This is a genomic window from Hydrogenophaga sp. SNF1 (genome assembly GCF_034421675.1).
Taxonomy (GTDB): domain Bacteria; phylum Pseudomonadota; class Gammaproteobacteria; order Burkholderiales; family Burkholderiaceae_C; genus Hydrogenophaga; species Hydrogenophaga borbori.
Genome location: NZ_CP139793.1, coordinates 1,443,990 through 1,466,223, shown reverse-complemented (window position 1 = coordinate 1,466,223; position 22,234 = coordinate 1,443,990). Strand labels below are relative to the sequence as shown.

At 71.5% G+C, this 22,234-nt stretch carries 14 protein-coding genes; 9 read left to right on the top strand and 5 right to left on the bottom strand.

Features of this window, described 5'->3' with window-relative positions; all coding sequences use genetic code 11:
• Positions 1 to 17 precede the first annotated feature (17 nt).
• Positions 18 to 971 (bottom strand): histone deacetylase family protein, encoded by a 954-nt coding sequence (locus SOM08_RS07100; protein ID WP_116961037.1) that lies wholly within the window; start codon positions 969 to 971, stop codon positions 18 to 20.
• 42 nt (positions 972 to 1,013) lie between these two features.
• On the opposite strand from SOM08_RS07100, the gene SOM08_RS07095 reads away from it, so the two are divergent.
• The 7 genes from SOM08_RS07095 (at position 1,014) to SOM08_RS07065 (ending at position 10,499) form a co-directional block, all read left to right on the top strand.
• Entirely contained in the window at positions 1,014 to 1,934 is a 921-nt protein-coding gene (locus SOM08_RS07095) for an AAA family ATPase (RefSeq protein WP_116961036.1), read from the top strand.
• The gene (locus tag SOM08_RS07090; RefSeq protein ID WP_322470386.1) at positions 1,934 to 3,004 is read left to right on the top strand and encodes a DUF58 domain-containing protein; all 1,071 of its coding nucleotides are present in this window, start codon (positions 1,934 to 1,936) and stop codon (positions 3,002 to 3,004) included. Before SOM08_RS07095 ends, SOM08_RS07090 begins: the two co-directional genes overlap by 1 nt.
• Positions 2,998 to 5,055 carry a DUF3488 and transglutaminase-like domain-containing protein gene (locus SOM08_RS07085; RefSeq protein WP_322470385.1) on the top strand — a complete coding sequence of 686 codons (2,058 nt, stop codon included), beginning with the start codon at positions 2,998 to 3,000 and terminating at the stop codon, positions 5,053 to 5,055. The genes SOM08_RS07090 and SOM08_RS07085 overlap by 7 nt, the downstream gene beginning before the upstream one ends.
• Positions 5,056 to 5,069: 14 nt before the next feature.
• A complete protein-coding gene (gene mltB / locus SOM08_RS07080; RefSeq protein WP_116961033.1) occupies positions 5,070 to 6,158 on the top strand; it encodes a lytic murein transglycosylase B in 1,089 nt (362 codons plus the stop codon).
• A gap of 390 nt (positions 6,159 to 6,548) precedes the next feature.
• Positions 6,549 to 8,030, top strand: coding sequence for a hypothetical protein (locus SOM08_RS07075; RefSeq protein ID WP_322470384.1), 1,482 nt, complete (start codon positions 6,549 to 6,551; stop codon positions 8,028 to 8,030).
• 147 nt (positions 8,031 to 8,177) lie between these two features.
• Complete coding sequence (locus tag SOM08_RS07070) at positions 8,178 to 8,630, top strand: type III secretion system chaperone (protein ID WP_181936595.1); 453 nt, start codon at positions 8,178 to 8,180, stop codon at positions 8,628 to 8,630.
• Positions 8,631 to 8,702: 72 nt separating this feature from the next.
• Positions 8,703 to 10,499 (top strand): hypothetical protein, encoded by a 1,797-nt coding sequence (locus tag SOM08_RS07065; RefSeq protein ID WP_322470383.1) that lies wholly within the window; start codon positions 8,703 to 8,705, stop codon positions 10,497 to 10,499.
• Positions 10,500 to 10,527: 28 nt separating this feature from the next.
• Here SOM08_RS07065 and SOM08_RS07060 read toward each other — a convergent pair whose 3' ends face one another.
• From SOM08_RS07060 to SOM08_RS07045, 4 genes are all read right to left on the bottom strand, one after another.
• Positions 10,528 to 11,487, bottom strand: a complete 960-nt coding sequence (locus SOM08_RS07060; protein ID WP_116961029.1) for an alpha-E domain-containing protein — start codon at positions 11,485 to 11,487, stop codon at positions 10,528 to 10,530.
• Between the two features lie 23 nt (positions 11,488 to 11,510).
• Positions 11,511 to 12,950: a circularly permuted type 2 ATP-grasp protein gene (locus SOM08_RS07055; protein ID WP_116961028.1), complete on the bottom strand. Its 1,440-nt coding sequence runs from the start codon at positions 12,948 to 12,950 to the stop codon at positions 11,511 to 11,513.
• A gap of 87 nt (positions 12,951 to 13,037) precedes the next feature.
• Positions 13,038 to 13,463 carry a hypothetical protein gene (locus SOM08_RS07050; RefSeq protein ID WP_322470382.1) on the bottom strand — a complete coding sequence of 142 codons (426 nt, stop codon included), beginning with the start codon at positions 13,461 to 13,463 and terminating at the stop codon, positions 13,038 to 13,040.
• 132 nt (positions 13,464 to 13,595) lie between these two features.
• Positions 13,596 to 16,037 (bottom strand): DNA internalization-related competence protein ComEC/Rec2, encoded by a 2,442-nt coding sequence (locus SOM08_RS07045; protein ID WP_322470381.1) that lies wholly within the window; start codon positions 16,035 to 16,037, stop codon positions 13,596 to 13,598.
• A gap of 86 nt (positions 16,038 to 16,123) precedes the next feature.
• Here SOM08_RS07045 and SOM08_RS07040 point away from each other — a divergent pair, with 86 nt between their 5' ends.
• Together SOM08_RS07040 and SOM08_RS07035 are read left to right on the top strand one after the other, a co-directional pair.
• Complete coding sequence (locus tag SOM08_RS07040; protein WP_322470380.1) at positions 16,124 to 19,594, top strand: transglutaminase family protein; 3,471 nt, start codon at positions 16,124 to 16,126, stop codon at positions 19,592 to 19,594.
• Between the two features lie 46 nt (positions 19,595 to 19,640).
• Complete coding sequence (locus SOM08_RS07035; RefSeq protein WP_322470379.1) at positions 19,641 to 22,229, top strand: circularly permuted type 2 ATP-grasp protein; 2,589 nt, start codon at positions 19,641 to 19,643, stop codon at positions 22,227 to 22,229.
• Positions 22,230 to 22,234: the final 5 nt, after the last annotated feature.

Genomic DNA, 22,234 nt, shown 5'->3' with positions numbered 1-22,234 from the left:
AAAAAGACGGCATCAGGTCAGACGCCCGCGAGCACGCGCAGGTGCGCTTCCACGCTGCGCGCCAACGCGTCCAGCGCATAGCCGCCCTCCAGGCAACTCACGACGCGGCCCTGGGCGTGGCGATCGGCCACCGCCTGGATACGGTCGGTCAGCCAGGCGTAGTCCTGCTCGACCAGGCCCAGCTGGCCCATGTCGTCCTCGCGGTGCGCGTCGAAACCCGCGCTCACGAACAGCATCTGCGGCCGGTGTTCGTCCAGGCGCGGGATCCAGCAGGTCTCGACCAGCTCGCGGATGTCCATGCCGCGCGTATAGGCCGGCACCGGCAGGTTGACCATGTTCTTCGCCGTGGAGTGCGTCCACGCCGGGTAGAACGGGTGCTGGTAGAAGCTGCACATGAGGATGCGCTCATCGCCCTCGATGATGTCCTCGGTGCCGTTGCCGTGGTGCACGTCGAAGTCGATGATGGCCACGCGCTTGAGGCCATGGCGCTCCAGCGCGTACTTGGCGGCCACCGCCACGTTGTTGACGAAGCAAAAGCCCATGGCCTGGCGGCGCGTGGCGTGGTGGCCCGGTGGCCGCACCGCGCAGAAGGCGTTGCGCAGCTCGCCGGCCAGCACGGCGTCGGTGGCGTCGATGGCCGCGCCCGCGGCCATGAGGATGGCCTCCCAGCTGTGCACGTTCATCGAGGTATCGGGGTCGACCTGCGCGCGCTGCGGCCCGCCGGCGGCGATGTCTTCCTTGAGGGTGTCGGCCAGGCCACGCAGCGCGGCCAGGTGCAGGCGGTCGTGCGCGAGCTCCAGGTCGGCCAGGGCGGCCGGCGTGGCCTCGCGGCGCTCGAGCGCGGCGTCCAGGCCGGTCAACAGCAACCGGTCCTCGATCGCATCGAGCCGTTGGGGGCATTCGGGGTGGCCGGCGCCCATGTCGTGCTGCCAGCATGCCCTGTGCGTGAAATAACCAGTGGCGTGGGCCATCTCTGAACTGCGGTGAGAATCGCGGCCAATATGCAAGCCCAGATGCAACAAGACTCCAAGATCCAGCGCCTGCTGAGCCAGCTTAACACGGTGATCGTGGGCAAACCGCAGCAGGTCAGCGACTGCGTGGCCTGCCTGCTCGCGGGCGGCCACCTGCTGATCGAGGACGTGCCCGGCGTGGGCAAGACCACGCTGGCCCATGCCCTGGCGCGTGGCTTTGGCCTGCAGTTCGCGCGCGTGCAATTCACCGCCGACCTCATGCCCACCGACCTGATCGGCGTCTCCATCTACGAGCGCGGGCGCGAGGCCTTTGTCTTCCACCCGGGCCCGGTGTTCGCCCAGGTGCTGCTGGCCGACGAGATCAACCGCGCCAGCCCCAAGACCCAGAGCGCGCTGCTGGAGGCCATGGAAGAGAAGCAGGTCACGGTGGAGGGCGAGACGCGCGCCCTGCCCCAGCCCTTCTTCGTCATCGCCACGCAGAACCCGCACGACCAGCTGGGCACCTACGCGCTGCCCGAGTCGCAGCTGGACCGCTTCCACATGCGCCTGTCGCTGGGCTACCCCGACCGCGCCGCCGAGCGCGAGCTGCTGCGCGGCCAGGACCGGCGCGAGCTGATCGAATCGATGCCACCGGCCCTGGACGGCGACGAGCTCGCCCGCCTGCAGCGCGCCGTGGCCGAGGTGCACACCGCCGAACCGGTGCTCGACTACCTGCAGGACCTGGTCAACGCCACGCGCAGCGGCCGCTGGTTCCTGCAGGGCCTGTCGCCGCGCGCCGCGCTGGCCGTGGTGCGCGCGGCCAAGGCCCAGGCCTTCCTGCAGGGCCGCGACTACGTGGCGCCCGACGACATCGCCGCCATCCTGCCGCAGACCACGGCGCACCGGCTGATCCCCGTGCGCGACGCCGGGCGCGGTCCGCTGGAGCAGGTGCGCGCGATGCTGGACGCTGTCCCCCTGCCGTAATGAGCCCCCCCCGAAGCGCCTTCGGCGCCTCCCCCCAGGGGGCAGCGCCTGCGGCCCGGCAAAGCCGGTTCCGCGGCGCTCTGGATGCTTCACCCTCGCGGTTCAACTTCAAGGCGCGCGCGCGCGCCTGGTTCCACAACCGGCTCAAGCGCAGCGACACGCTCACGCTCACCCAGCGCAACGTCTACATCCTGCCCACGCGCGCTGGCTGGATGCTGGCCCTCACCCTGCTCCTGCTGCTGGTGGCCAGCATCAACTACCAGCTCAACCTGGGCTACCTGCTGACCTTCCTGCTGGCCGGCAGCGCCCTGGTGGGCATGCACGTGAGCCACAACAACCTGCGCGGGCTCACGCTGCACCTGCACCCGCCCGAGCCGGTTCACGCGCACCAGGCGGTGGTGCTGGAGGTGCGTCTGTCCAGCGGGCGGCGGCGCGCGCGCCATGGCATCGGCCTCGGCGTGGTTCCCGATGACGGCGGCGCGCCGGCCCTGGCCTGGGCCGACGTGCCCGCGCAAGGCAGCGCCGAGCTGCAGCTGGCCTGGCAAGCGCCCGCGCGCGGCCTGCACGCCCTGCCGGCACTCAGCGCCATGACCCTGTTCCCGCTCGGCACCTTCCGCGTGTGGACGGTGTGGCGCCCGGCCGCCCAGGCCCTGGTCTATCCCACGCCGGAAGAGCACCCGCCGCCACTGCCACCCGGCGAACCGCTGTCGGGCGGCGCCGGCAGCGCGCGCGTGCAGGCCACGGGCGAATACGACGGCGTGCGCGCCTACCGGCGCGGCGACCCGATGAAGGCCGTCGTCTGGAAGAAAGCCGCCCAGGCCTTCGCGGGCGGGCGCGACGAACTGGTCAGCCGCGACGCCCTGTCCAGCCAGCGCCAGCAGCTCTGGCTGGACCTGAACCAATGCGGCGGCACGGGGCCAGAGGGGCGCGTGTCGCGCCTGACCGCCTGGGTGCTGATGGCCGACCGGCTCGAGCTCGACTATGGCCTGCGCCTGCCGGGCCGCGAGATCGCCCCCGACCAGGGCCCGGTGCACCGCAGCCAGTGCCTGGAGGCGCTCGCGCTGTGCTGAACACGCTTCGCCCGTCCCGCGCCGCCGGCGCGCCACGCTCGCTGCCCCGCGAGACGCGCGACACCCTGTTCGTGCTCGCGGTCATTGCCTGGGTGGTGGCCCTGCAGGCCGCGCACATCCCCTGGTGGACCACGGCGCTCACCGCCGGCGTGCTGGCCTGGCGCGCCCGGCTGGCGCTGCGCGCCGCCCCGCTGCCCGGCTGGCCCTGGCGCCTGGGGCTGTTGCTGCTCACGCTGGGCGCCACCTTCGCCAGCCACGGCACGCTGCTCGGCCAGGAGGCCGGCGTCACGCTGGTGGTGGTGCTGCTGGCACTCAAGACGCTGGAACTGCGCGCGCGTCGCGACGCCTTCGTGGTGTTCTTCCTCGCCTTCTTCACCCTGCTCACGCACTTCTTCTACTCGCAGTCGCTGCTCACGGCGGCCGGCATCCTGGTCGCGCTGCTGGGCCTGCTCACGGCCCTGGTGAACGCGCACATGCCCGTGGGCCAGCCGCCGCTGTCGCAGGCCGCGCGCCACGCCGCCGGCATGGCGCTGATGGGCGCGCCCATCATGCTGGTGCTGTTCCTGCTGTTCCCGCGCATGGCGCCCTTGTGGGGCACGCCGAACACCGACCCGAGCGGGCGCAGCGGCCTGTCGGACGAGATGCGCGTGGGCGAGATCGCCCAGCTCGCGCTGGACGACAGCATCGCGCTGCGCGTGCGCTTCGACGACCCGCGCCCACCGCCGGCCGGCCTGCTGTACTTCCGCGGTCCGGTGTTCGGCAGCTTCGACGGCCGGCAGTGGCGCCCGCTCGAATCGGGTTTCCCGCGCGAGCAGCGCCTCACGGCCCAGCTGCGCCCGCGCGGCGAGCCCGTGGGCTACGAGGTCACGCTGGAGCCCAACCGGCGTCCCTGGGTCTTCGTGCTGGAAGCCGCCACCGCCGCGCCCGAACTGCCCGGCGGCAACCGCGTGCGCATGAGCGAAGCGCTGCAATGGACCGCGCAGCGCCCCATCAACAGCCTGGTGCGTTACCGGGCGCAAAGCCACCTGGACTTCGGCCACGGCCCGCTGCAGGCACAGATCGGTCTGCAGGACTACCTGCAACTGCCGCCCGGCTTCAACCCGCGCACCCTGCAGCTGGCGCAGGAGATGCGCCGACAGCACGGCCCCGGCCCCGCCGCCGCGCCGGCGCTGGTGAACGCCGCGCTCGAACGCCTGCGCACGGGCGGCTACCGCTACACGCTGGAGCCCGGCGTCTACGGCCGGCACACCGCCGACGAGTTCTGGTTCGACCGCAAGGCGGGCTTCTGCGAGCACATCGCCAGCGGCTTCGCCGTGCTCATGCGCGCCATGGACATCCCGGCGCGCGTGGTCACGGGCTACCAGGGCGGGGAAACCAACACCGTCGACGGCTACTGGACCGTGCGCCAGCGCGACGCCCACGCCTGGACGGAGGTCTGGCTGCAGGGCCAGGGCTGGGTGCGCGTGGACCCCACGGGCGCGGTCTTCCCCGGCCGCATCGGTTCGGTGCAACGCCTGCAGGCGCCCGCCGCCGGTTTCGCGGGGGCCTTCGCCGGCGCGCTCGGCAACCTCAACCCGACGCTTGTCGCGCGGCTGCGCGCCACCTGGGAGGCCGTCAACAACGCCTGGAACCAGTGGGTGCTGGACTACACGCAGGGCAGCCAGCTCGAGCTGCTGCGCGCGCTGGGTTTCGCCTCGCCGAGCTGGCAGGACCTGGCCACCGTGCTGCTGGGCGTGGTGATCGGCGCGAGCCTGCTGGGTGCGCTCTGGGCCCTGTGGGAACGCCAGCAGCACGATCCCTGGCTGCGCCTGCTGCGGCGCGCGCGCCAGCGGCTGGCGCGCCTGGGGGTGGCCTCGGACGAGCGCACGCCGCCGCGCGAACTGGCCCAACGCCTGAAGGCGCAACTGGGCGACGGGCCGGCCGTGCAAGGCCTGGCCGATTGGCTGCTGCGCCTCGAAGCCCAACGCTACGCGCGCGACAGCGGCAGCACCCTCGCCCAGCTGAGGCAGGAATTCCGCCGGCTGGCCTGGCCGGTCCGCCGCCGCGCGTGATCCAATCGCGGGCAATGCAACGCCGATCGATCGCCCTGGCCGCCCTGGCCACCCTCTCGCTGTCCACCCTGCCGCTGCCGGCCGCCCAGGCCAATTCCCCCGCCAAGCAGCGCCCCACGAACCGCCCGCCCGCGCGAGCGCCCTTCTTCTACCGCGACCACCCGGCCGCCATGGCCTTCGCCGAAGACCTGGCCGCGCGCCGCCAGCTCGATGCGGCCTGGGTGCTGGCGCAGATCGGCCAGGCGCAGCGGCTGGAGGCCGCCATCCGCGGCGTCACGCCGCCGCCGCGCGGCGTGCCCAAGAACTGGGCCGCCTACCGCGCGCGCTTCATCGAGCCCACGCGCATCGCCGCCGGACAAGCCTTCTGGCAGGACAACCGCGAGGCCCTGGCGCGCGCCGAGGCCGAGTTCGGCGTGCCGGCCTCGCTCATCGTCGGCGTCATCGGCGTGGAGACGCTCTACGGCCGCCACACCGGCACACACAAGGTCATCGACGCGATCACCACGCTCGCCTTCGACTTCCCCGCCAGCCACCCGCGCGCCGCCGCGCGCAGCGCCTTCTTCCGCGACGAGCTGGAGCAATTGCTGAGCCTGTGCCAGCGCAACGGCACCGACCCGCAGGGCCTGCTGGGCAGCTTCGCCGGCGCCATGGGCCTGCCGCAGTTCATGCCCAGCAGCTGGGCGCGCTACGCCATCGACTTCGACGGCAACGGCAAGGTCGACCTGTTCGACAGCCCGGCCGACGTGATCGGCTCGGTGGCGAACTATTTCAAGGCCTTCGGCTGGACGCCCGGCATGCCCACGCACTACCCGGTGCGTTTCGACCCGGCCGCGCTGGACCTGGAAACCCTGCTGGCGCCCGACATCCTGCCCAGCTTCACGGTCGAGGCCTTCCAGGCCAAGGGCGCCGTGCTCGAGGGCGCGGCGCTGCAGCACCCCGGCCCGCTCGCGCTGGTCGAACTGCAGAACGCGGGCGCGCCCTCCAGCTACGTGGCCGGCACCCAGAACTTCTACGTGGTGACGCGCTACAACTGGAGCAGCTACTACGCGCTGGCGGTGATCGAGCTGGGCGAGGCGGTGAAGGCGGCGCTGCCCGAGCGCTGAGCGGCCGGCGCGGCGATCGGCCATTCGACCGCGCCGGACCCCGCTGGTCGGGGCCACCACCGCCATGCGGCCGAGGCGGGCGCGGACCACGGAACCCTGAAGACGCAGCGGGGCACGGATCGGGCAAGACCGTCTTCAAGGCCCCCTATGCGTCGCAGCACCGCCGTCCCGCGCCCCCCTCGCGCAGTCGCCCTCCCCGCTCCCAAGCGCCCGCCGGGCGGCAAGCCCACCCAGCCCGGCCTTCGGCTGCTTCCCCCTCAGCCGCCCCGCTTGAAGCCCGTGGTGTCCTGGCCGCGGAGACTGTTCGACCGATGCGCCCGCCTGGTGGCCCCCGCAGCCGCGCGCACCCAGCGCACGCAAGAGAAGGCCAGCCAGAAAACCCACCGGGCCATGGAGCTGTTCCTGGCCGATCTGGTCGCCAGCGCTCTGGCGCCAGAGGCCATCGACAGGCACCTGGACCACATCGCCCAGGCCTGCCGCCCCTTGACGAAGACCGATGCCCGCCAGACCACCGAGGTGTTCCGGCAATGCCTGCGCATGCAGCTGCTCGCGCTGCCGACCGAGGACCTGAATCGCCTGCGCGAGCGCGCCCTGCAGGCGCCGGGCGGCCCGACGGGCACCGTGTTGCGCCTGCTGGGCCGCGAGCTCGATGCCGTCCGGCAGGACATGCAGGGCATCCTGACGGCGTTTGACATGGCCCTTCTGGCCAGCGAGAGCAACGACCCAGCCAGCGTGGACGACCAGCTGTCGCAGGCCAAGGGAAAGGCCGCCAAGCTGCTGCAGAACTACCGGCTGGTGGGCCCCGCTGACGACCCCTTCGCGCAGGGAGAGGCGCTGCTCAAGTCCGTCTGCGCCCGGTGGCTGGAGGGACAAGCCGCCAACGGCCCACAACTCGGCCGCTTCTTCCAGGCGATGCCCCTCACCCTGCAGGCCAGTTGGCTGGCGGCGGCGCCGAAACCCACGTCCGTGGATGGCCAGGACGTCGACCGACTGCTGAAAACCGCCGTCCAGCACACCGAGGCAAGGCGCGTCGCTGCGCTGCGCGCCGCCTGCAAGGCGGCAGACAAGCAACCCTCGATCGCGACACTGGTCGAACTGGCCGATGCCTGGGCAGGCTTGAAGAAGCATTGCGACACTTTGAACCGCCCGCACGCTGCCGCTGGATTCCAAGACCGCCTGGCCATGACCACGCGACAGGCCAGCGAGTCCCTGGATCTGCCGAACCTGCGTCTGGACGCGCTGGCCGACGAGCAACTGCACCCCCTGAGCCAAGCCCTGCAAACACTGGGCATCCCGCACGACAGCCAGGCCTTCGCCCGCGAGATCGCTGAGCGTCAAGCATTCCGCCGGGAGCCGTGCGCGGAGTCCCTGCACGGGGCGTTGAGGCAGTTGGCCATTGGCGACTTGGATGTGGCCCTGGGGTATCTGTCGGAGGTGGACCAGCACTTCGAATCGCTGGTGCCGATCCACGAGGCGTTGACGGGCCACCGCCTGGACATCGAGGGCAGGACCGAACTGGCCTATACGCTCCTCCGGAACGTCCTCGACGACGCCTCGCCGCAAACCCTCGAGAAGGCTTTCGACACGCTCAACGACGAGCAGACACGGCTGCTGGCCCAGGTGCTGATGGACATGGGCCTGCGGGCGCAGGGCGACGGCGCCACGGCCGCGCTCAGCCGGATCGGCACCAACCTGCTGCTGCTGAAGGACGCCCTGGCCCAGCCACTGCACAAGACCCGCGAAGTGCGGAGCCTGTCCGATGAGCAAGCCCGGCAGGCCGCCGATCTGCTGGACCGCGCGACCTTCGCGATCGCGCACCACTTCACCGGGGGGCTCGTCCAGCGGTCCATGGAACAGCCCCCGCCCAGATGACCCGCGCCTGGTACCCCCCATCCTATTGACCGACGGCCGTCAGGACACGGAACACGCCGGCTTCGCCCACCCACCCAACACCGGCGGCCGCAGCCGGCGGGCCACGAAGAACGCCGCTCTGCCGCCCATTGCCCCATGGAGAAGCCCATGAACACCGATGACGTCATCCAGGCCATCGCCACGGCCATGGGTGTGCCCGAACTGCGGCTGGACGAACACGGCTGCGCGCGCCTGCGGGTCGACGACCGCCTCGACGTCAACTTCGAGGCCAGCGGCAGCAGCCACCTGCTGCACGTCTACTGCACGCTGGGCCCGGTGCCCAGCGCTGACCGCGAGCGCACCTTCGAACAACTGCTCATGGCCAACCTGTTCGGCGCCGACACCGGCGGCGCCACGCTGGCCATCGACGCCGAGTTCAACGAGGTCGTGCTGTGCACGGACGTCGGCAACCACGGCTGGACCAACGAACTCATCATGTCGCGCCTGCAGCGTTTCATCGACGCGGCGGAGACATGGCAGGAACGCTTCGCTGCCCCCCAGTCCACCGCGGCCAGCACCGATCCGCGGCCTCCAGCCGCCCCCTCCTTTCTTCACGTCTGAAGCCGGCCGCGCGGCGCCTGCCGCCGGCGTCGACCCAGCCTTCCGAGCATTCACGTTCAGCGAGAGACGACCATGCCCGTCAGAAACACCACCACCGCTCACCTGCCGCTGCCGACCAACCATGTGTTCCACGACAGCCCTGTCGGGAAGTTCCATCGGAAGTCGCGGGCAGCAACCGTGCTGCCCTCCCAAGCGAAACGCACCGGATGGGACAAGGTGGCCCACGGCATAGCACGCGGATGGAACCGGTTCCTCAACGCCATGACCCCTGGCGGCGTGCGGGTCGACCCCAAGTACCGCCATGCGCTGAAAGACACCAGCCGGGCCGTTGGTGATCTGCTGGGCAACCTGATCCATCCTCAGGGCAAGCTCAGTCCGACTGCACTGAAGAAGGCATTCGGCTCCATCGAAAATGCCGCCGCACCCGTGACGCAGCGCGGCGTGCCGTTTGATCAGTTGCTGACCAAGCGCTTCGAGGTTCACCTGGCTCAGCTCACGCCCGCCGAACTCAAGACCTTGCGCACGCAACTGCAGGTCCTGGTCGCGAACGGAACCGATGCCGCGGTGGAGCCGCATCTGAAGCGCTTGAGCCAGGCGCTCAGCGCGGAAGTCGAGCGTCGCGTCTTCGCCGACTGCAGAACCCAACTGCTGCCCAGGCTCCAAGAAGCCATCGCCGAGGCCCAGCAGCAGTCGCCCCGTGCCCCCGACACGTACAACAGTCTGTCGGGTGTGGTCAAGAACATCATGGGCACATACGGCATGAACCATGCCGCGAAATACAAGGACGAAACCCGACTGGCGCTGAGCGTGCTGGGCGCGGCCCTCAACGGCTTCCTCGGCAAGGGTGATGTCTGCGCCAGCGACATCAAGACCTTGCTGCACGCCCTGCCCAGCGATGACCAGGCCGCGCTGCAAGCGGCCGACAGCGCACATTGGGTCGCCAGAAGCACCGACCTGCTCGACACCCTCATCGCGGATGTCGCGATGCAAGGCCAGCGACACACGCAGGAGGGCTTCCTGGCCGCCGCCCATGGTGCGCTGCTGTCGCTCTCACACCCCGGTCAGGTGGACGCACCGGGTCTGCGCCGCATCGTCGACGCTGCCGGACTCTGGAAGGCGCTGCAGAAGCACCACGGCGCGCATGGCCTGAGCACCGACCCACAGGTCACGCAGGCATTCGAGGCGATCGTTCATCAACTCCCTCGGCTGGTGCTGCATCGGGCGGCCCTCGACGATTTGAGCGCGGCCGAGCTGCCCGCGCTGTCCAAGGCCCTGACCACCTTCGGAAACACCCAAGATGTGTCCACCGTTGCCCAGGCCATCGACGAGCGACAGGCCTGGGGCGTCCGCGAATGCCATGAGGCCTTGCAACCCGCCCTGGACCCATTGCACACGGGCGACCTGCGCGCAAGCTTGAATGCCCTGGCGGCGGCACAGAAGGTCCTGACCAAGGTGAAAATCCAGCAGGAGCTGCTCAAGGGCTTGAATCAGACGGGCGCCGACGATGTCCGCGACTTCGAGTACGGGGTCTATGAGCCCTTGTTCGCGAACATGGCCACAGAGCCCTTGCAAACGCACGCACAGGCGCTTGCCAGCCCCGCCACACAGCGGCTCGTCGAGACCCTTCGAGGCATGGGCCAGGACCTGTGGAATGCCTCGGGCGGCGACGAAACCGATCCGCGCTTTGCGACGGCCGAGCAGTTGCTCGGCATCAGCCAAACCCTGATGCAATTGGCCGACTCGGCGAACCGGGCCCAGGCCACCCGCACTGGGGTTGAGGCGCCGGCCGCACCGGAGTACGACGCCAGCCAACAGGACCCGGACGTCCGCCACGCCGTGAACGGGGTGTTCCAGATCCCCCCGAACTGAGCCGTCGGGGCCGCGTCCCGCCAGCGAGTCAGCCCGCCGGCAGCAGAAAGTCCTGGCTGATGCGCCAGCCCAGCTCGTTCACGCGGTCCAGGAATTGCGTGAGGTAGGCGTGCAGGCCGGTGGCCAGGATTTCGTCGATGCGACCGTACTGCAGCTCGGCCTTGAGCTTGCCGGCGCGGCGCAGGGTCTCGCCGCTGTGGTCGTTGGCGACCACGGCCAGGTTGTTGACCACCTCGTTCAGGCTGGCGGCCAGGCTGCGCGGCATGTCGGCGCGCAGGATCAGCAGCTCGGCCACGCGCTCGGGCGTGATCACGTCGCGGTAGACCTTGCGGTAAACCTCGAAGCCGCTGACGCTGCGCAGGATCGCGCTCCAGTGGTAGAAGTCGTACTCCTGGTCGAGCTCGCTGGCGGCGCCGAAGAAGTCGCTGTGCACCGCATGGAACTTCACGTCGAGCAGGCGCGCGGTGTTGTCGGCGCGCTCCAGGAAGGTGCCCATGCGGTAGAAGTGGAAAGCCTCGTCCTGCAGCATGGTGCCGATGGCCACGCCGCGCGAGAGGTGCGAGCGGAACTTCACCCACTCGAAGAACTGCCCCGGGTCGCGCTCGAAGGCCTTGCCCTGCAGCGCGCGGTTGAGCTCCAGCCAGGTCTGGTTCTGCATCTCCCACAGCTCGGTGGTGAGCGCGCCGCGCACCGCGCGTGCGTTCTCGCGCGCCGCGCGCAGGCAGGACACGATGCTCGACGGGTTGTTCTCGTCGCGCACCATGAAGTCGAGCACGTTGCGCGGCGTGATGGCCTGGCCGTACTGGGCGCGGTAGGCGGGCAGCAGCTCGCTGATGGTGAGCAGGCCCTCCCAACCCACCTGGGCCACCGCGGCCGACTGCGGCAGCAGCGAGGTCTGGTAGTTCACGTCGAGCATGCGCGCGGTGTTTTCCGCGCGCTCGGTGTAGCGCGACATCCAGAAGAGGTGGTCGGCGGTGCGCGAGAGCATGGCGGTCTCCTGTTTCGGCGGCGTCAGTCTTCCAGCACCCAGGTGTCCTTGGTGCCGCCGCCCTGCGACGAATTCACCACCAGGGAGCCCTCCTTGAGCGCCACGCGCGTGAGGCCGCCCGGCACCATCTGCACCTCCTTGCCCGAGAGCACGAAGGGCCGCAGGTCGATGTGGCGCGGCGCGACGCCGCTCTTGACATAGGTGGGACAGGTTGACAGGGACAGCGTGGGCTGCGCGATGTAGCCCTCGGGATGGGCGGCCACCGCCTGGCGGAACGCCTCGATCTCGGCCTTGGTGGACGCGGGCCCCACCAACATGCCGTAGCCGCCCGCGCCATGCACCTCCTTCACCACCAGGTCCTGCATGTGGGCGAGCATGTACTTGAGGTCTTCCGGGTTGCGCCCCATGAAGGTGGGCACGTTGCTCAGGATGGGCTTCTGTCCCAGGTAGAACTCGATCATCTTGGGCACGTAGGGGTAGATGGACTTGTCGTCGGCCACGCCGGTGCCCACACCGTTGCAGATGCTCACGTTGCCGCTGCGGTAGACGTCCAGCAGGCCCGCGCAGCCCAGCGTGGACGTGGGCCGGAACACCAGCGGGTCGAGGAAATCGTCGTCGACGCGGCGGTAGATCACGTCCACCCGCCTGGGGCCACGCGTGGTGCGCATGTAGACGAAGTTGTCCTTGACGAACAGGTCCTGGCCCTCGACCAGTTCCACGCCCATCTGCTGCGCCAGGAAGGCGTGTTCGAAGTAGGCGCTGTTGTACATGCCGGGCGTGAGCACCACCACCGTGGGCTCGGCCGTGGTGGCCGGACTGACCGCGCGCAGGGTCTCCAGCAGCAGGTCGGGGTAGTGCGCCACCGGCGCCACGCGGTTCTCCCCGAACAGCTCGGGGAACAGCCGCATCATCATCTTGCGGTCTTCGAGCATGTAGCTCACGCCGCTGGGCACGCGCAGGTTGTCCTCCAGCACGTAGTACTCGCCCTCGCCCTCGGCATTGGGGGCCCGCACGATGTCGATGCCGGCGATGTGCGAGTAGATCTGGTGCGGCACGTCCACGCCCATCATCTCGGGGCGGAACTGCGCGTTCTGGAAGATCTGCTCGGCGGGGATGACCCCGGCCTTGATGATTTCCTGCCCGTGGTAGACGTCGTGGATGAAGCGGTTGAGCGCGGTCACGCGCTGCACCAGGCCTTCTTCCATGGTGCGCCACTCATGCGCGGGGATGATGCGCGGGATCAGATCGAAGGGAATGAGCCGCTCGGTGCCGGCGCCCTCTTCGTCCTTGGCGCCGTAGACCGCGAAGGTGATGCCGACGCGGCGGAAGATCATCTCCGCCTCCTCGCGCCGCGCCGCCATGGACTCGTCGGCTTGTTCGGCCAGCCAGCGGGCGTAGTGCCGGTAGTGCTCCCGCACATCCCCGGCCGAGGCGTGCATCTCGTCGAACATGGGTCGGCTCATGGTGCTGTTCTCCTGCCGAAGGAGCATAGCAAGGAGCGGGCCAGGGGAAACCCCTGGTGCAGCGGCCGACGCGCTGGCGCGGCCGACTCACTCGTCGAGGCTGGCGCGGAACAGATCGAGGTTCAGTTGCCGGCATTTGCGACCGTACGCGAACGCAGCGGCCAGGTCGGTGGGCTTGCGCCGCACCGCCTCGCCCAGTTGCTCCGCGCGCTGGGCCACCGTCTCGTGGCCGCGGCGGCGGAACTGGCGGGCGACCGCGGCCACCAGTGCCCGGTAGCCGCTGGAGGCCTTGCCCGCGTCGCCCCAACGCGGCGGGTTGCGCGAGACGTACAGGCCGCCGCCCCGCACATACAGCGCGTCGACAATCTTGCCTTGCTTGTCGTAGTACCGGCGCAACCTGGCGTCGGCCCCTGGATGGGCCTTGGGGTTCATGGCCTGCCGCTTGAGCTGGAAACCGTCGAGCTGGGTCTGCAAGCGCGCGGCGAAGTGGGAGAGAGGGGCGGTCTTTGACATGGTGCTCGACACGGAATGCGGGTGAGGCCCGCAACGACTGCGGGGCGAACTTGTGTGTCCGCGCGCGCGCCGAAGTTCGCCCGGTGGGAACTGAAATGACCTAAGCCAATGGGATGGGGCGCTCGCCCCGACTCAATCGGCCGCAGGCGGCGCCGACGCGAGTGGGACGGACCGGTGCCAATACCGCCGCCCCTCCACCCGCTCGCACCGCAGTTCATCAGGCCGGTCGCTGCGCCAGGTCGCCGCGCCGCAGCGCGGCGATTCCACCCAAGGGATGCCCCGGGCCTCGTAGCGCTCCACCACCACCCGCGCCGGGTGGCCGAAGCGGTTGCGGTAGCCCGACTGCACCACCACCCAGCGCGGTTGCAAGGTGTTGAGCAGCACCGGGCTGGAGGAGCTGGCGCTGCCGTGGTGCGGCGCCATCAGCAGCGTGGCCCGCTCGCCCGGCCGCTCCAGCGCCAGGCGCACCTCCTGCGCGGCGGGCAGGTCACCCGTGAGCCAGGCGCTGGCGCCCCGGTGGGTCGCCACGCGCAATACGCAGGACATGGCGTTGGTGGACAGGCCACGGCTGGCCCAGGCTTCGGGGCCGGGATGCAGGATCTCGAAGTCGACGCCGTCCCAGGTCCAGCGCTGGCCGGCCAGGCAGTGGTTCGCCGGCGCTTCGTCGTAGGACGACAGCCAGCGCGCCTGCGGAAACGCCGCGCGCACGGCCTTGGCGCCACCCGAGTGGTCGCTGTCGCGGTGGCTCACCACCACGGTGTCGGGCCGCTCGCCCAGCGCCCGCAGCAAGGGCAGCACGATGCGCTCGCCCGCGTCGGCCTCGGGGCTCCAGCCCGGGCCGGTGTCGTACAGCAAGGCGTGGCGCGCGGTGCGCACCAGCACGGCACCGCCCTGCCCCACGTCCAGCGCCAGCAGTTCGAACGCCCCCTCGGGCGGGCGCGGCGGGGCCCACAGCAGCACGGGCAACACCAGCAAGGCCCCGGCCGCGCGCACGACCGCCGGCAAGCGCATGGCCAACAGCGCACCGCCGGCCACGGCGGCCAAGGCCAGCGGCAGCGGCGGCACCGGCCGGTGCCATACCGCAGCGGGCCAGGCCGCCAGCCACTGCAGCAGCGGCACCAGGGCGTCCACCGCCCCCGCCGCCATCGTCCACAGCGGCGAGGCCAGCAGGCCCAGCAGGGCCAGCGGCGTCACCACCAGCGTGACCCAGGGAATGGCGATCAGGTTGGCGGCCAGGCCCACCAGCGACACCTGGCCGAACAGCAGCAGCGTCAGCGGCGCGAGCGCGACCGTCATCAGCGCCTGTTCGCGCAGCAGCCGCTTGAGCGCCTGGGCGCCGCGCCAGGCCAGGCCGCTGGCCGGCGCCTCGCGCGCCGGGTCGCTCGCGAACAGCAGGCCCACCGCCACGAAGCTGAGCCAGAAGCCCGCCGACAACAAAGCCCAAGGGTCCAGCGCCAGCACGGCGGCCATCGCCAGCAGCCACACCGCGGGCCAGGGCCAGCGCCGGCCCGACAAGCGCAGGCCCGCCACCAACGCCAGCATCAGCACCGTGCGCTGCGAGGGCACGCCCCAGCCGGAGAACACGGCGTAGCCGGCGGCGCAGGCCACGCCGCCCCAGCCCGCCACCCAGGGCAAGGGCCAGCGCCGGGCCACGGCGGGCCAGCGCGGCGCGGCGCGCCGCCAGGCCCAGCCGATGAGCGCGGTCGCGAGCCAGGCGAACAAGGTCACGTGCAAACCGCTGATGGCCATGAGGTGGGCCACGCCGGTGTCGCGGAACAGCGCCCAGTCCTCGCGCTCGATGGCCGACTGGTCGCCCACCGCGAGCGCCGCCAGCACGCCCGCCGCGCGCGAGTGGCCCAGTCGCTCGCCCATGGCGTCGGCCACGCGCTGGCGCGCCAGGTCCACCGGGTGCAGCCAGGTCTGACTCAGGCGCTCGGGCACCGGGTCGCGCGGGCCGGCGCGCACGTAGCCGGTGGCCAGGATGCCGCGCTCCCACAGCCAGCGCTCGCGGTCGAAGCCGTGCGGGTTGAGGCTGCCGTGCGCGCGCTTGAGCCGCACCTCGAAAGCCCAGCGCTCGCCGGCCACCAGGCCCGGGTTGGGGTGCGCCACCGCCCACGCCCCCGGGCGGCCAGGACGATCGCCCCCATCGGATGGGCCACCGCTCCAGCCCAGCAGCAGGCGCGGCGGCAGCGGCACGGGCCGGCCGTCCAGGCTCGCGCGCTCGACGATGAATTCGACGCGCTCCCCCTGCGGGTCTTTCACCGGCAGGGACGCCACGCGCCCGACCACCGCGATGTCGCGTCCCTCGAGCGCGCCCGCCAGGTCCTGCTCCGCCAGGGACAGCGCGCGCTGCCCGGCGCAGCCGAAGGCCAGCGCCGCGCCCGCCAACAGCCAGGCCGGGCGCCCCCGCAGGGCCAGCGCCAGCACGCCCGCCACGGCGATGCCGACATAGCCCCCCCACCCCCACAGGTCCGGCTGCTGCAGCTGCACGGCCGTGCCCAGCACCCCGCCGGCCAGGGCCCAGCCCAGGCGCCAGGCGCGCGGTGGCGCCGGCGTGGAAACGTCATCGCGCAATGGCGCAAGACTTGCTAGCATGATTTTTCAACCGCGTGGAGGCGCTCGCGCGATCCCGCGTCATCCCTTTCCCTGAAAGCCTTTTCATGGCCATCCACGTCGCCCTGAGCCACATCACCCACTACCGGTACGACCGCCTGGTGCGCCTGGGGCCTCAGGTGGTGCGCCTGCGGCCGGCCCCGCACAGCCGGACCAAGGTGCTCTCGTATTCGCAGCGCGTCGAGCCCGCCACCCACTTCGTCAACTGGCAGCAGGACCCGTTCGCCAACCACCAGGCCCGCCTGGTGTTTCCCGAACCCACCACCGAGTTCAAGATCACCATCGATCTCGTGGTCGAGATGGCGGTGCACAACCCGTTCGACTTCTTCCTGGAGCCGCAGGCCGAGCAGTTCCCGTTCGAGTATGCCGAGGCGCAGCGGCGCGAACTGGCACCGTATCTGGCGGCCGAGCCCCTCACGCCGCGGCTGGCGGCCTACCTCGCCGGCATCGCCCGCGACAGGCGCCGCACCATCGATTGCCTGGTCGAGATCAACCAGCGCCTGCGGCGCGACATCGACTACACCATCCGCATGGAGCCCGGCGTGCAGACGCCGGAGGAAACGCTGCAGCGCCAGCGCGGCTCCTGCCGCGACAGCGCCTGGCTGCTGGTGCAACTGCTGCGCCACCTGGGGCTGGCGGCGCGTTTCGTCTCGGGCTACCTGATCCAGCTCGCGCCCGACGTGAAATCCATCGACGGCCCCAGCGGCCCCGAGCGCGACTTCACCGACCTGCACGCCTGGTGCGAGGTCTTCCTGCCCGGCGCGGGCTGGATCGGCCTGGACCCGACCTCCGGCCTGCTCGCGGGCGAAGGGCACATCCCCCTGGCCTGCACACCGCAGCCCGGCAGCGCCGCGCCGGTGGAGGGCGCGGTGGACGAGAGCGAAGTCGCCTTCGAACACCACATGGCCGTGCGCCGCGTGCACGAATCGCCGCGCGTGACCCGGCCCTACACCGACGAACAATGGGCCGCCGTGCTCGCGCTGGGCGACCAGGTCGACGCCGACCTGACGCGGCACGACGTGCGCCTCACCCAGGGCGGCGAGCCCACCTACGTGGCCACCGGCGACCGCGACGCCGCCGAGTGGAACACCGAGGCCCTGGGCCCCACCAAGCGCGGCTACGCCACCGAGCTGCTGGGCCGCCTGCGCGAGCGCTACGGCCAGGGTGGCTTCGTGCACATGGGCCAGGGCAAGTGGTACCCCGGCGAGCAGCTGCCGCGCTGGGCGCTCTCGGTGTTCTGGCGCGCCGACGGCGAGCCGTGCTGGAACAACCCCGCGCTGCTGGCCGACGAGCGCGACCCAGACTACTGCACCAGCGACGACGCGCGCCGCTTCGCGCAGGCGCTGGCGCGCCGGCTGGGCCTGAGCACGCAATACATCACCGCGGGCCACGAAGACACCTGGTACTACCTGTGGCGCGAGCGCCGCCTGCCCGTGAACGTGGACCCCTTCGACAGCCGGCTCGACGACGAGCTGGAGCGCCTGCGCCTGCGCCGCGTGTTCGAGCAGGGCCTGTCCAGCGTGGTGGGCTATGTGCTGCCGCTGCAGGCCAACGCCGGCAACCCGGCCCTGGGCGGCACGGTGTGGTCCACCGGCCCCTGGTTCTTGCGCGACGAGCGCCTGTACCTGGTGCCGGGCGACTCGCCCATGGGCTACCGGCTGCCGCTGGACTCGCTGCCCTGGGCGGCGGCCGGCGACCGGCCCCAGACCATCGAACAAGACCCGTTCGCGCCGCGCGCGCCGCTGCCGCGCGGCGCGAACGCGCGCGCGCAATGGCAGGCGCACGCGGCGCCCGGCGCACCGCAGGACGTGGCGGCGGCGCGCGGCTGGCCCGGCAGCAAGCCCTCGGCCCTGGCCCAGGGCCTGTCCTCGCACCACCCGCGGCGCGGCGAATCGGCCGGCTGGCTCACGCGCACCGCGCTGTGCGTGGAGGCGCGCGACCCGCAGCGCGCCAACGGCCCCAAGGCCGAGCAAGAGAATGGCGGCCAAGGACAGCACCTCTATGTCTTCATGCCGCCGCTGGCGCGGCTGGAGGACTACCTCGATCTGCTCGCCGCCGTCGAGGCCACGGCCGATCGGCTGGGCGTGAAGGTGGTGCTCGAGGGCTACCCGCCGCCGCGCGACCCGCGCCTGAAAACGCTGCAGGTGACGCCCGACCCCGGCGTGATCGAGGTCAACATCCACCCGGCGCACAACTGGAGCGAACTGGTGGAGCACACCGAGTTCCTCTACGAGGCCGCGCACCAGACGCGCCTGTGCGCCGAGAAGTTCATGACCGATGGCCGCCACACCGGCACCGGCGGCGGCAACCACATCGTGCTCGGCGGCGCCACGCCGGCCGACTCGCCCTTCCTGCGCCGGCCCGAGCTGCTGGGCAGCCTGGTGGCCTACTGGCACAACCACCCCGCGCTGAGTTACCTGTTCAGCGGCCTGTTCATCGGCCCCACCAGCCAGGCCCCGCGCGTGGACGAGGCGCGCAACGACCAGTTGCACGAGCTGGAGATCGCGCTGGCGCAGATCGAGCGGGCGCGCCAGGTCTACGGCGAACCCACGAGCGCCCCCTCGGGGGGCGCAGCGGCAGAGCATGGGGGCCGCTACATGCCCCCCTGGCTGGTGGACCGCACCCTGCGCAACATCCTCGTCGACGTCACCGGCAACACCCACCGCAGCGAGTTCTGCATCGACAAGCTCTACTCGCCCGACGGCCCCACGGGCCGCCTGGGCCTGCTGGAGCTGCGCGCCTTCGAGATGCCGCCGCACGCGCGCATGAGCGTGGCCCAGCAACTGCTGCTGCGCGCGCTGGTCGCGCGCTTCTGGCAACAGCCCTACCGCGCGCCACTGGCGCGCTGGGGCACCGAGCTGCACGACCGCTGGCTGCTGCCCACCTACCTGCGCCTGGACTTCGAGGACGTTCTGGCCGAGCTGCGCGAGGCCGGCTACGCCTTCGACATGGCCTGGTTCGAGCCGCACTTCGAGTTCCGCTTCCCGCTCATCGGCGAACTCGCGGTGCGCGGCATCGAACTCACGCTGCGCGGCGCGCTGGAGCCCTGGCACGTGATGGGCGAAGAAGGCGCCATCGGCGGCACCGTGCGCTACGTCGACTCCTCGCTCGAACGCCTGGAGGTGCGCGTGCGCGGATGGACCGACCGGCGCTACGCCGTCACCTGCAACGGCCGCGCGCTGCCGCTGCACAACACCGGCACGGCCGGCGACTATGTGGCCGGCGTTCGCTACAAGGCCTGGGCGCCGCCCTCGGCCCTGCACCCCGGCATTGGCGTGCACGCGCCACTCACCTTCGACATCGTCGACACCTGGATGCAGCGCTCCCTGGGCGGCGGCCAGTACCACGTGAGCCATCCCGGCGGGCGCAGCTACGACAGCTTCCCGGTCAACGCCTACGAGGCCGAAAGCCGCCGCCTGTCGCGCTTCTTCCCCATGGGCCACACGCCCGGTCAACTGCGCGTGGCGCCCGCCGCCGTGAACCGTGAATTCCCCTGCACGCTGGACCTGAGAACGTGAGCCTCGCCCGGCCGACCACCAGGGGCGCGCAGGCATACTGCGCGCCGTGAACGCCGATCCTGACGATTCCCTTTTCGGCCCATTGGCCCCCGAGCGGCCGGGCGAATGGGCCCTGTCCCTGGCCGTGCCGGCCGACCCGGGGCACCTCGACGAGCTGCGGGGCGATGGCGCGCACGGCCTGGCCCCCAGCTGGTCCGCCTTCTTCGACCACACCGGCACCGAAGGCCTGGCCGACCTGAACCGCCGCGCCGAGAACCTGCAGCGCCAGATCCGCGACAACGGCGTCACCTACAACGTCTACGCCGACGACAGCGGCCTGCAGCGGCCCTGGGCGCTGGACCTCTTCCCCATGATCCTGGGCCCCAGCGACTGGGCACAGATCGAAGCCGGCGTGCTGCAGCGCGCGCGCCTGCTCAACGCCGTGATGGCCGACCTCTACGGCCCGCGCGAACTGCTGCAGCGCGGCCTGCTGCCCGCCGCCCTGGTGCAGGGCCACCCGGGCTACCTGCGCGCCATGCAAGGCGTGCGCCCGCGCGGCGGCACCTGGCTGCACATCGTCGGCTTCGACCTGGCCCACGGTCCCGACGGGCGCTGGTGGGTGGTGGGCCAGCGCACCCAGGCGCCGTCCGGCCTGGGCTACCTGCTCGAGAACCGCATCGCCATCGGCCGCCAGTTCCCCAAGGCCTTCGCCGGCCTGCGGGTGCAGCGCCTGGCCGCCAGCTACCGCGCGCTCATGGACGGCATCAAGTCCCTGGCGCCCGAAGGCGAGAACGCGCGCATCGCCCTGCTCACACCCGGTCCGTACAACGAAACCTATTTCGAGCACGCCTACCTGGCGCGCTACCTGGGCCTCACGCTGGTGGAAGGCAACGACCTCACCGTGCGCGACGAGCGCCTGTTCCTCAAGACCCTGGCCGGCCTGGAGCCGGTGCACGCTCTCATCAAGCGCGTGGACGACCAGTGGCTGGACCCGCTGGAGCTGCGCCCCGACTCCACCCTGGGCGTGCCCGGCCTGCTGCAGGTGCTGCGCGCCGGCCACCTGGTGCTGGCCAACGCGCCGGGCTCGGCGCCGCTGGAGTCGAGCGCGCTGCTCGGGTTCCTGCCCGCCATCAGCGAGCACCTGCTGGGCGAGCCGCTGGCCCTGCCCTCGCTGGCCACCTGGTGGTGCGGCGAAGACGCCGCGCTGCGCGGCGTGCTGCCGCTGCTCAAGGACGGCGTGATCAAGGCCACCTACCCCGGCGGCGGGCCCGACACCGTGATCGGCCAGGGCCTGACGCCGCGCGAGCTCGACGAATGGACCGGCCGCCTGGTGCGCCAGCCCGAGCAGCACACCGTGCAGTCCTGGCTGCCGCTGTCGCAGACCCCCACCTGGACGGGCGACCGGCTCATGCCGCGCTCGGCCATGCTGCGCGTGTTCGCGCTGGCCGACGGCGCCGGTTCCTGGCGCGTGCTGCCCGGCGGCCTGGTGCGCCTGGCGCCGCGCGGCCAGCTGGTGGCCGCCATGCAGCGCGGCGGCAGCAGCGCCGACTGCTGGGTGCTCACCGACGGCGCGGTGGACCACACCAGCCTGCTGCGCAGCCAGCCCGGCTCCTTCGCCATCGCGCAACAGAAACAGCCCGTCACCAGCCGCGCGGCCGAGAACCTGTTCTGGCTGGGCCGCTACACCGAGCGCGCCGAGAACACCGTGCGCCTGGCCGAAACCGTGCTCGACCAGCTCGACGGCGAGGAACCCGGCACGCAGGCCCTGCTGGCCTGGCTGACCGAGGTCTCGCGCGAGAACGCGCTGGTGCTGGCCGACGTGCCCGACGCCCTGCTCTCCTCGCGTGTGTTCGCGCGCTCCCTGATGGCCAACCTGGCCCCCCACCCGCAGGACCCGGCTGCCGCCAGTTCCTTCAGCGTGGGCTTCAACCTCGGCGCCCTGGCCAACGCCGCCGCGCAGGTGCGCGAGCGGCTGTCGCGCGAGCACTGGAACCTGATCGAGCGCCTGCAGACCGGCTTCGCGGCCGGCGCCGCGCGGCTGCTCGACAACGGCGAACTCAGCACCGGCGGCACGCAGCTGCTGCTGCAGGAGGCGAGCCAGCAGCTGGCCGCCATCACCGGCTCGCAGACCGACCGCATGGTGCGCGACGACGGCTGGCGCCTGCTGTCCATCGGCCGCCACATCGAGCGGCTGGCCACGCTGTCGCGCGCGCTGGCGCTGGGCCTGCAAAGCGGCAGCGTGCATGAACCCGCCGGCTTCGAGGCCATGGTGGCGCTGTTCGACAGCACCATCACCTTCCACGCCCAGTACCAGCAGCGCCGCGACATGGTGGCGCTGATCGACCTGCTGGTGCTCGACCGCGACAACCCGCGCTCGCTGGCCTGGGTGGTGCAGACCCTGCGCGCGCGCCTGGCCCGCCTGGGCCAGAGCGTGGCGCCGCAGGACGCCGAACTCGCGCGCGGCCTGCCCGACCCGGCCGGCTGGCAGCTCGCCGAGCTGAGCAACTGGCAGCGCGACGCCGACGGTCGCCGCGTCTGGGGCGCGCTGCTGCGCCTGTTGGAAGACTGCGAGGCCGCGGCGGTCGAGCTCTCCGACGAGATCACGCGCCTGCACTTCAGCCACGCCGACCGGCGCAGCCAGACGCTGTCCATCTGAACGGC

Excerpts from the sequence above, each read along its gene's own strand:
- SOM08_RS07095 (WP_116961036.1), top strand. The coding sequence starts at position 1,014 with ATGCAACAAGACTCCAAGATCCAGCGCCTGCTGAGCCAGCTTAACACG.
- SOM08_RS07055 (WP_116961028.1), bottom strand. The coding sequence starts at position 12,950 with ATGAGCCGACCCATGTTCGACGAGATGCACGCCTCGGCCGGGGATGTG.
- SOM08_RS07100 (WP_116961037.1), bottom strand. The coding sequence starts at position 971 with ATGGCCCACGCCACTGGTTATTTCACGCACAGGGCATGCTGGCAGCAC.
- SOM08_RS07070 (WP_181936595.1), top strand. The coding sequence starts at position 8,178 with ATGAACACCGATGACGTCATCCAGGCCATCGCCACGGCCATGGGTGTG.
- SOM08_RS07065 (WP_322470383.1), top strand. The coding sequence starts at position 8,703 with ATGCCCGTCAGAAACACCACCACCGCTCACCTGCCGCTGCCGACCAAC.
- mltB (WP_116961033.1), top strand. The coding sequence starts at position 5,070 with ATGCAACGCCGATCGATCGCCCTGGCCGCCCTGGCCACCCTCTCGCTG.
- SOM08_RS07075 (WP_322470384.1), top strand. The coding sequence starts at position 6,549 with ATGGAGCTGTTCCTGGCCGATCTGGTCGCCAGCGCTCTGGCGCCAGAG.
- SOM08_RS07040 (WP_322470380.1), top strand. The coding sequence starts at position 16,124 with ATGGCCATCCACGTCGCCCTGAGCCACATCACCCACTACCGGTACGAC.
- SOM08_RS07050 (WP_322470382.1), bottom strand. The coding sequence starts at position 13,463 with ATGTCAAAGACCGCCCCTCTCTCCCACTTCGCCGCGCGCTTGCAGACC.
- SOM08_RS07060 (WP_116961029.1), bottom strand. The coding sequence starts at position 11,487 with ATGCTCTCGCGCACCGCCGACCACCTCTTCTGGATGTCGCGCTACACC.
- SOM08_RS07090 (WP_322470386.1), top strand. The coding sequence starts at position 1,934 with ATGAGCCCCCCCCGAAGCGCCTTCGGCGCCTCCCCCCAGGGGGCAGCG.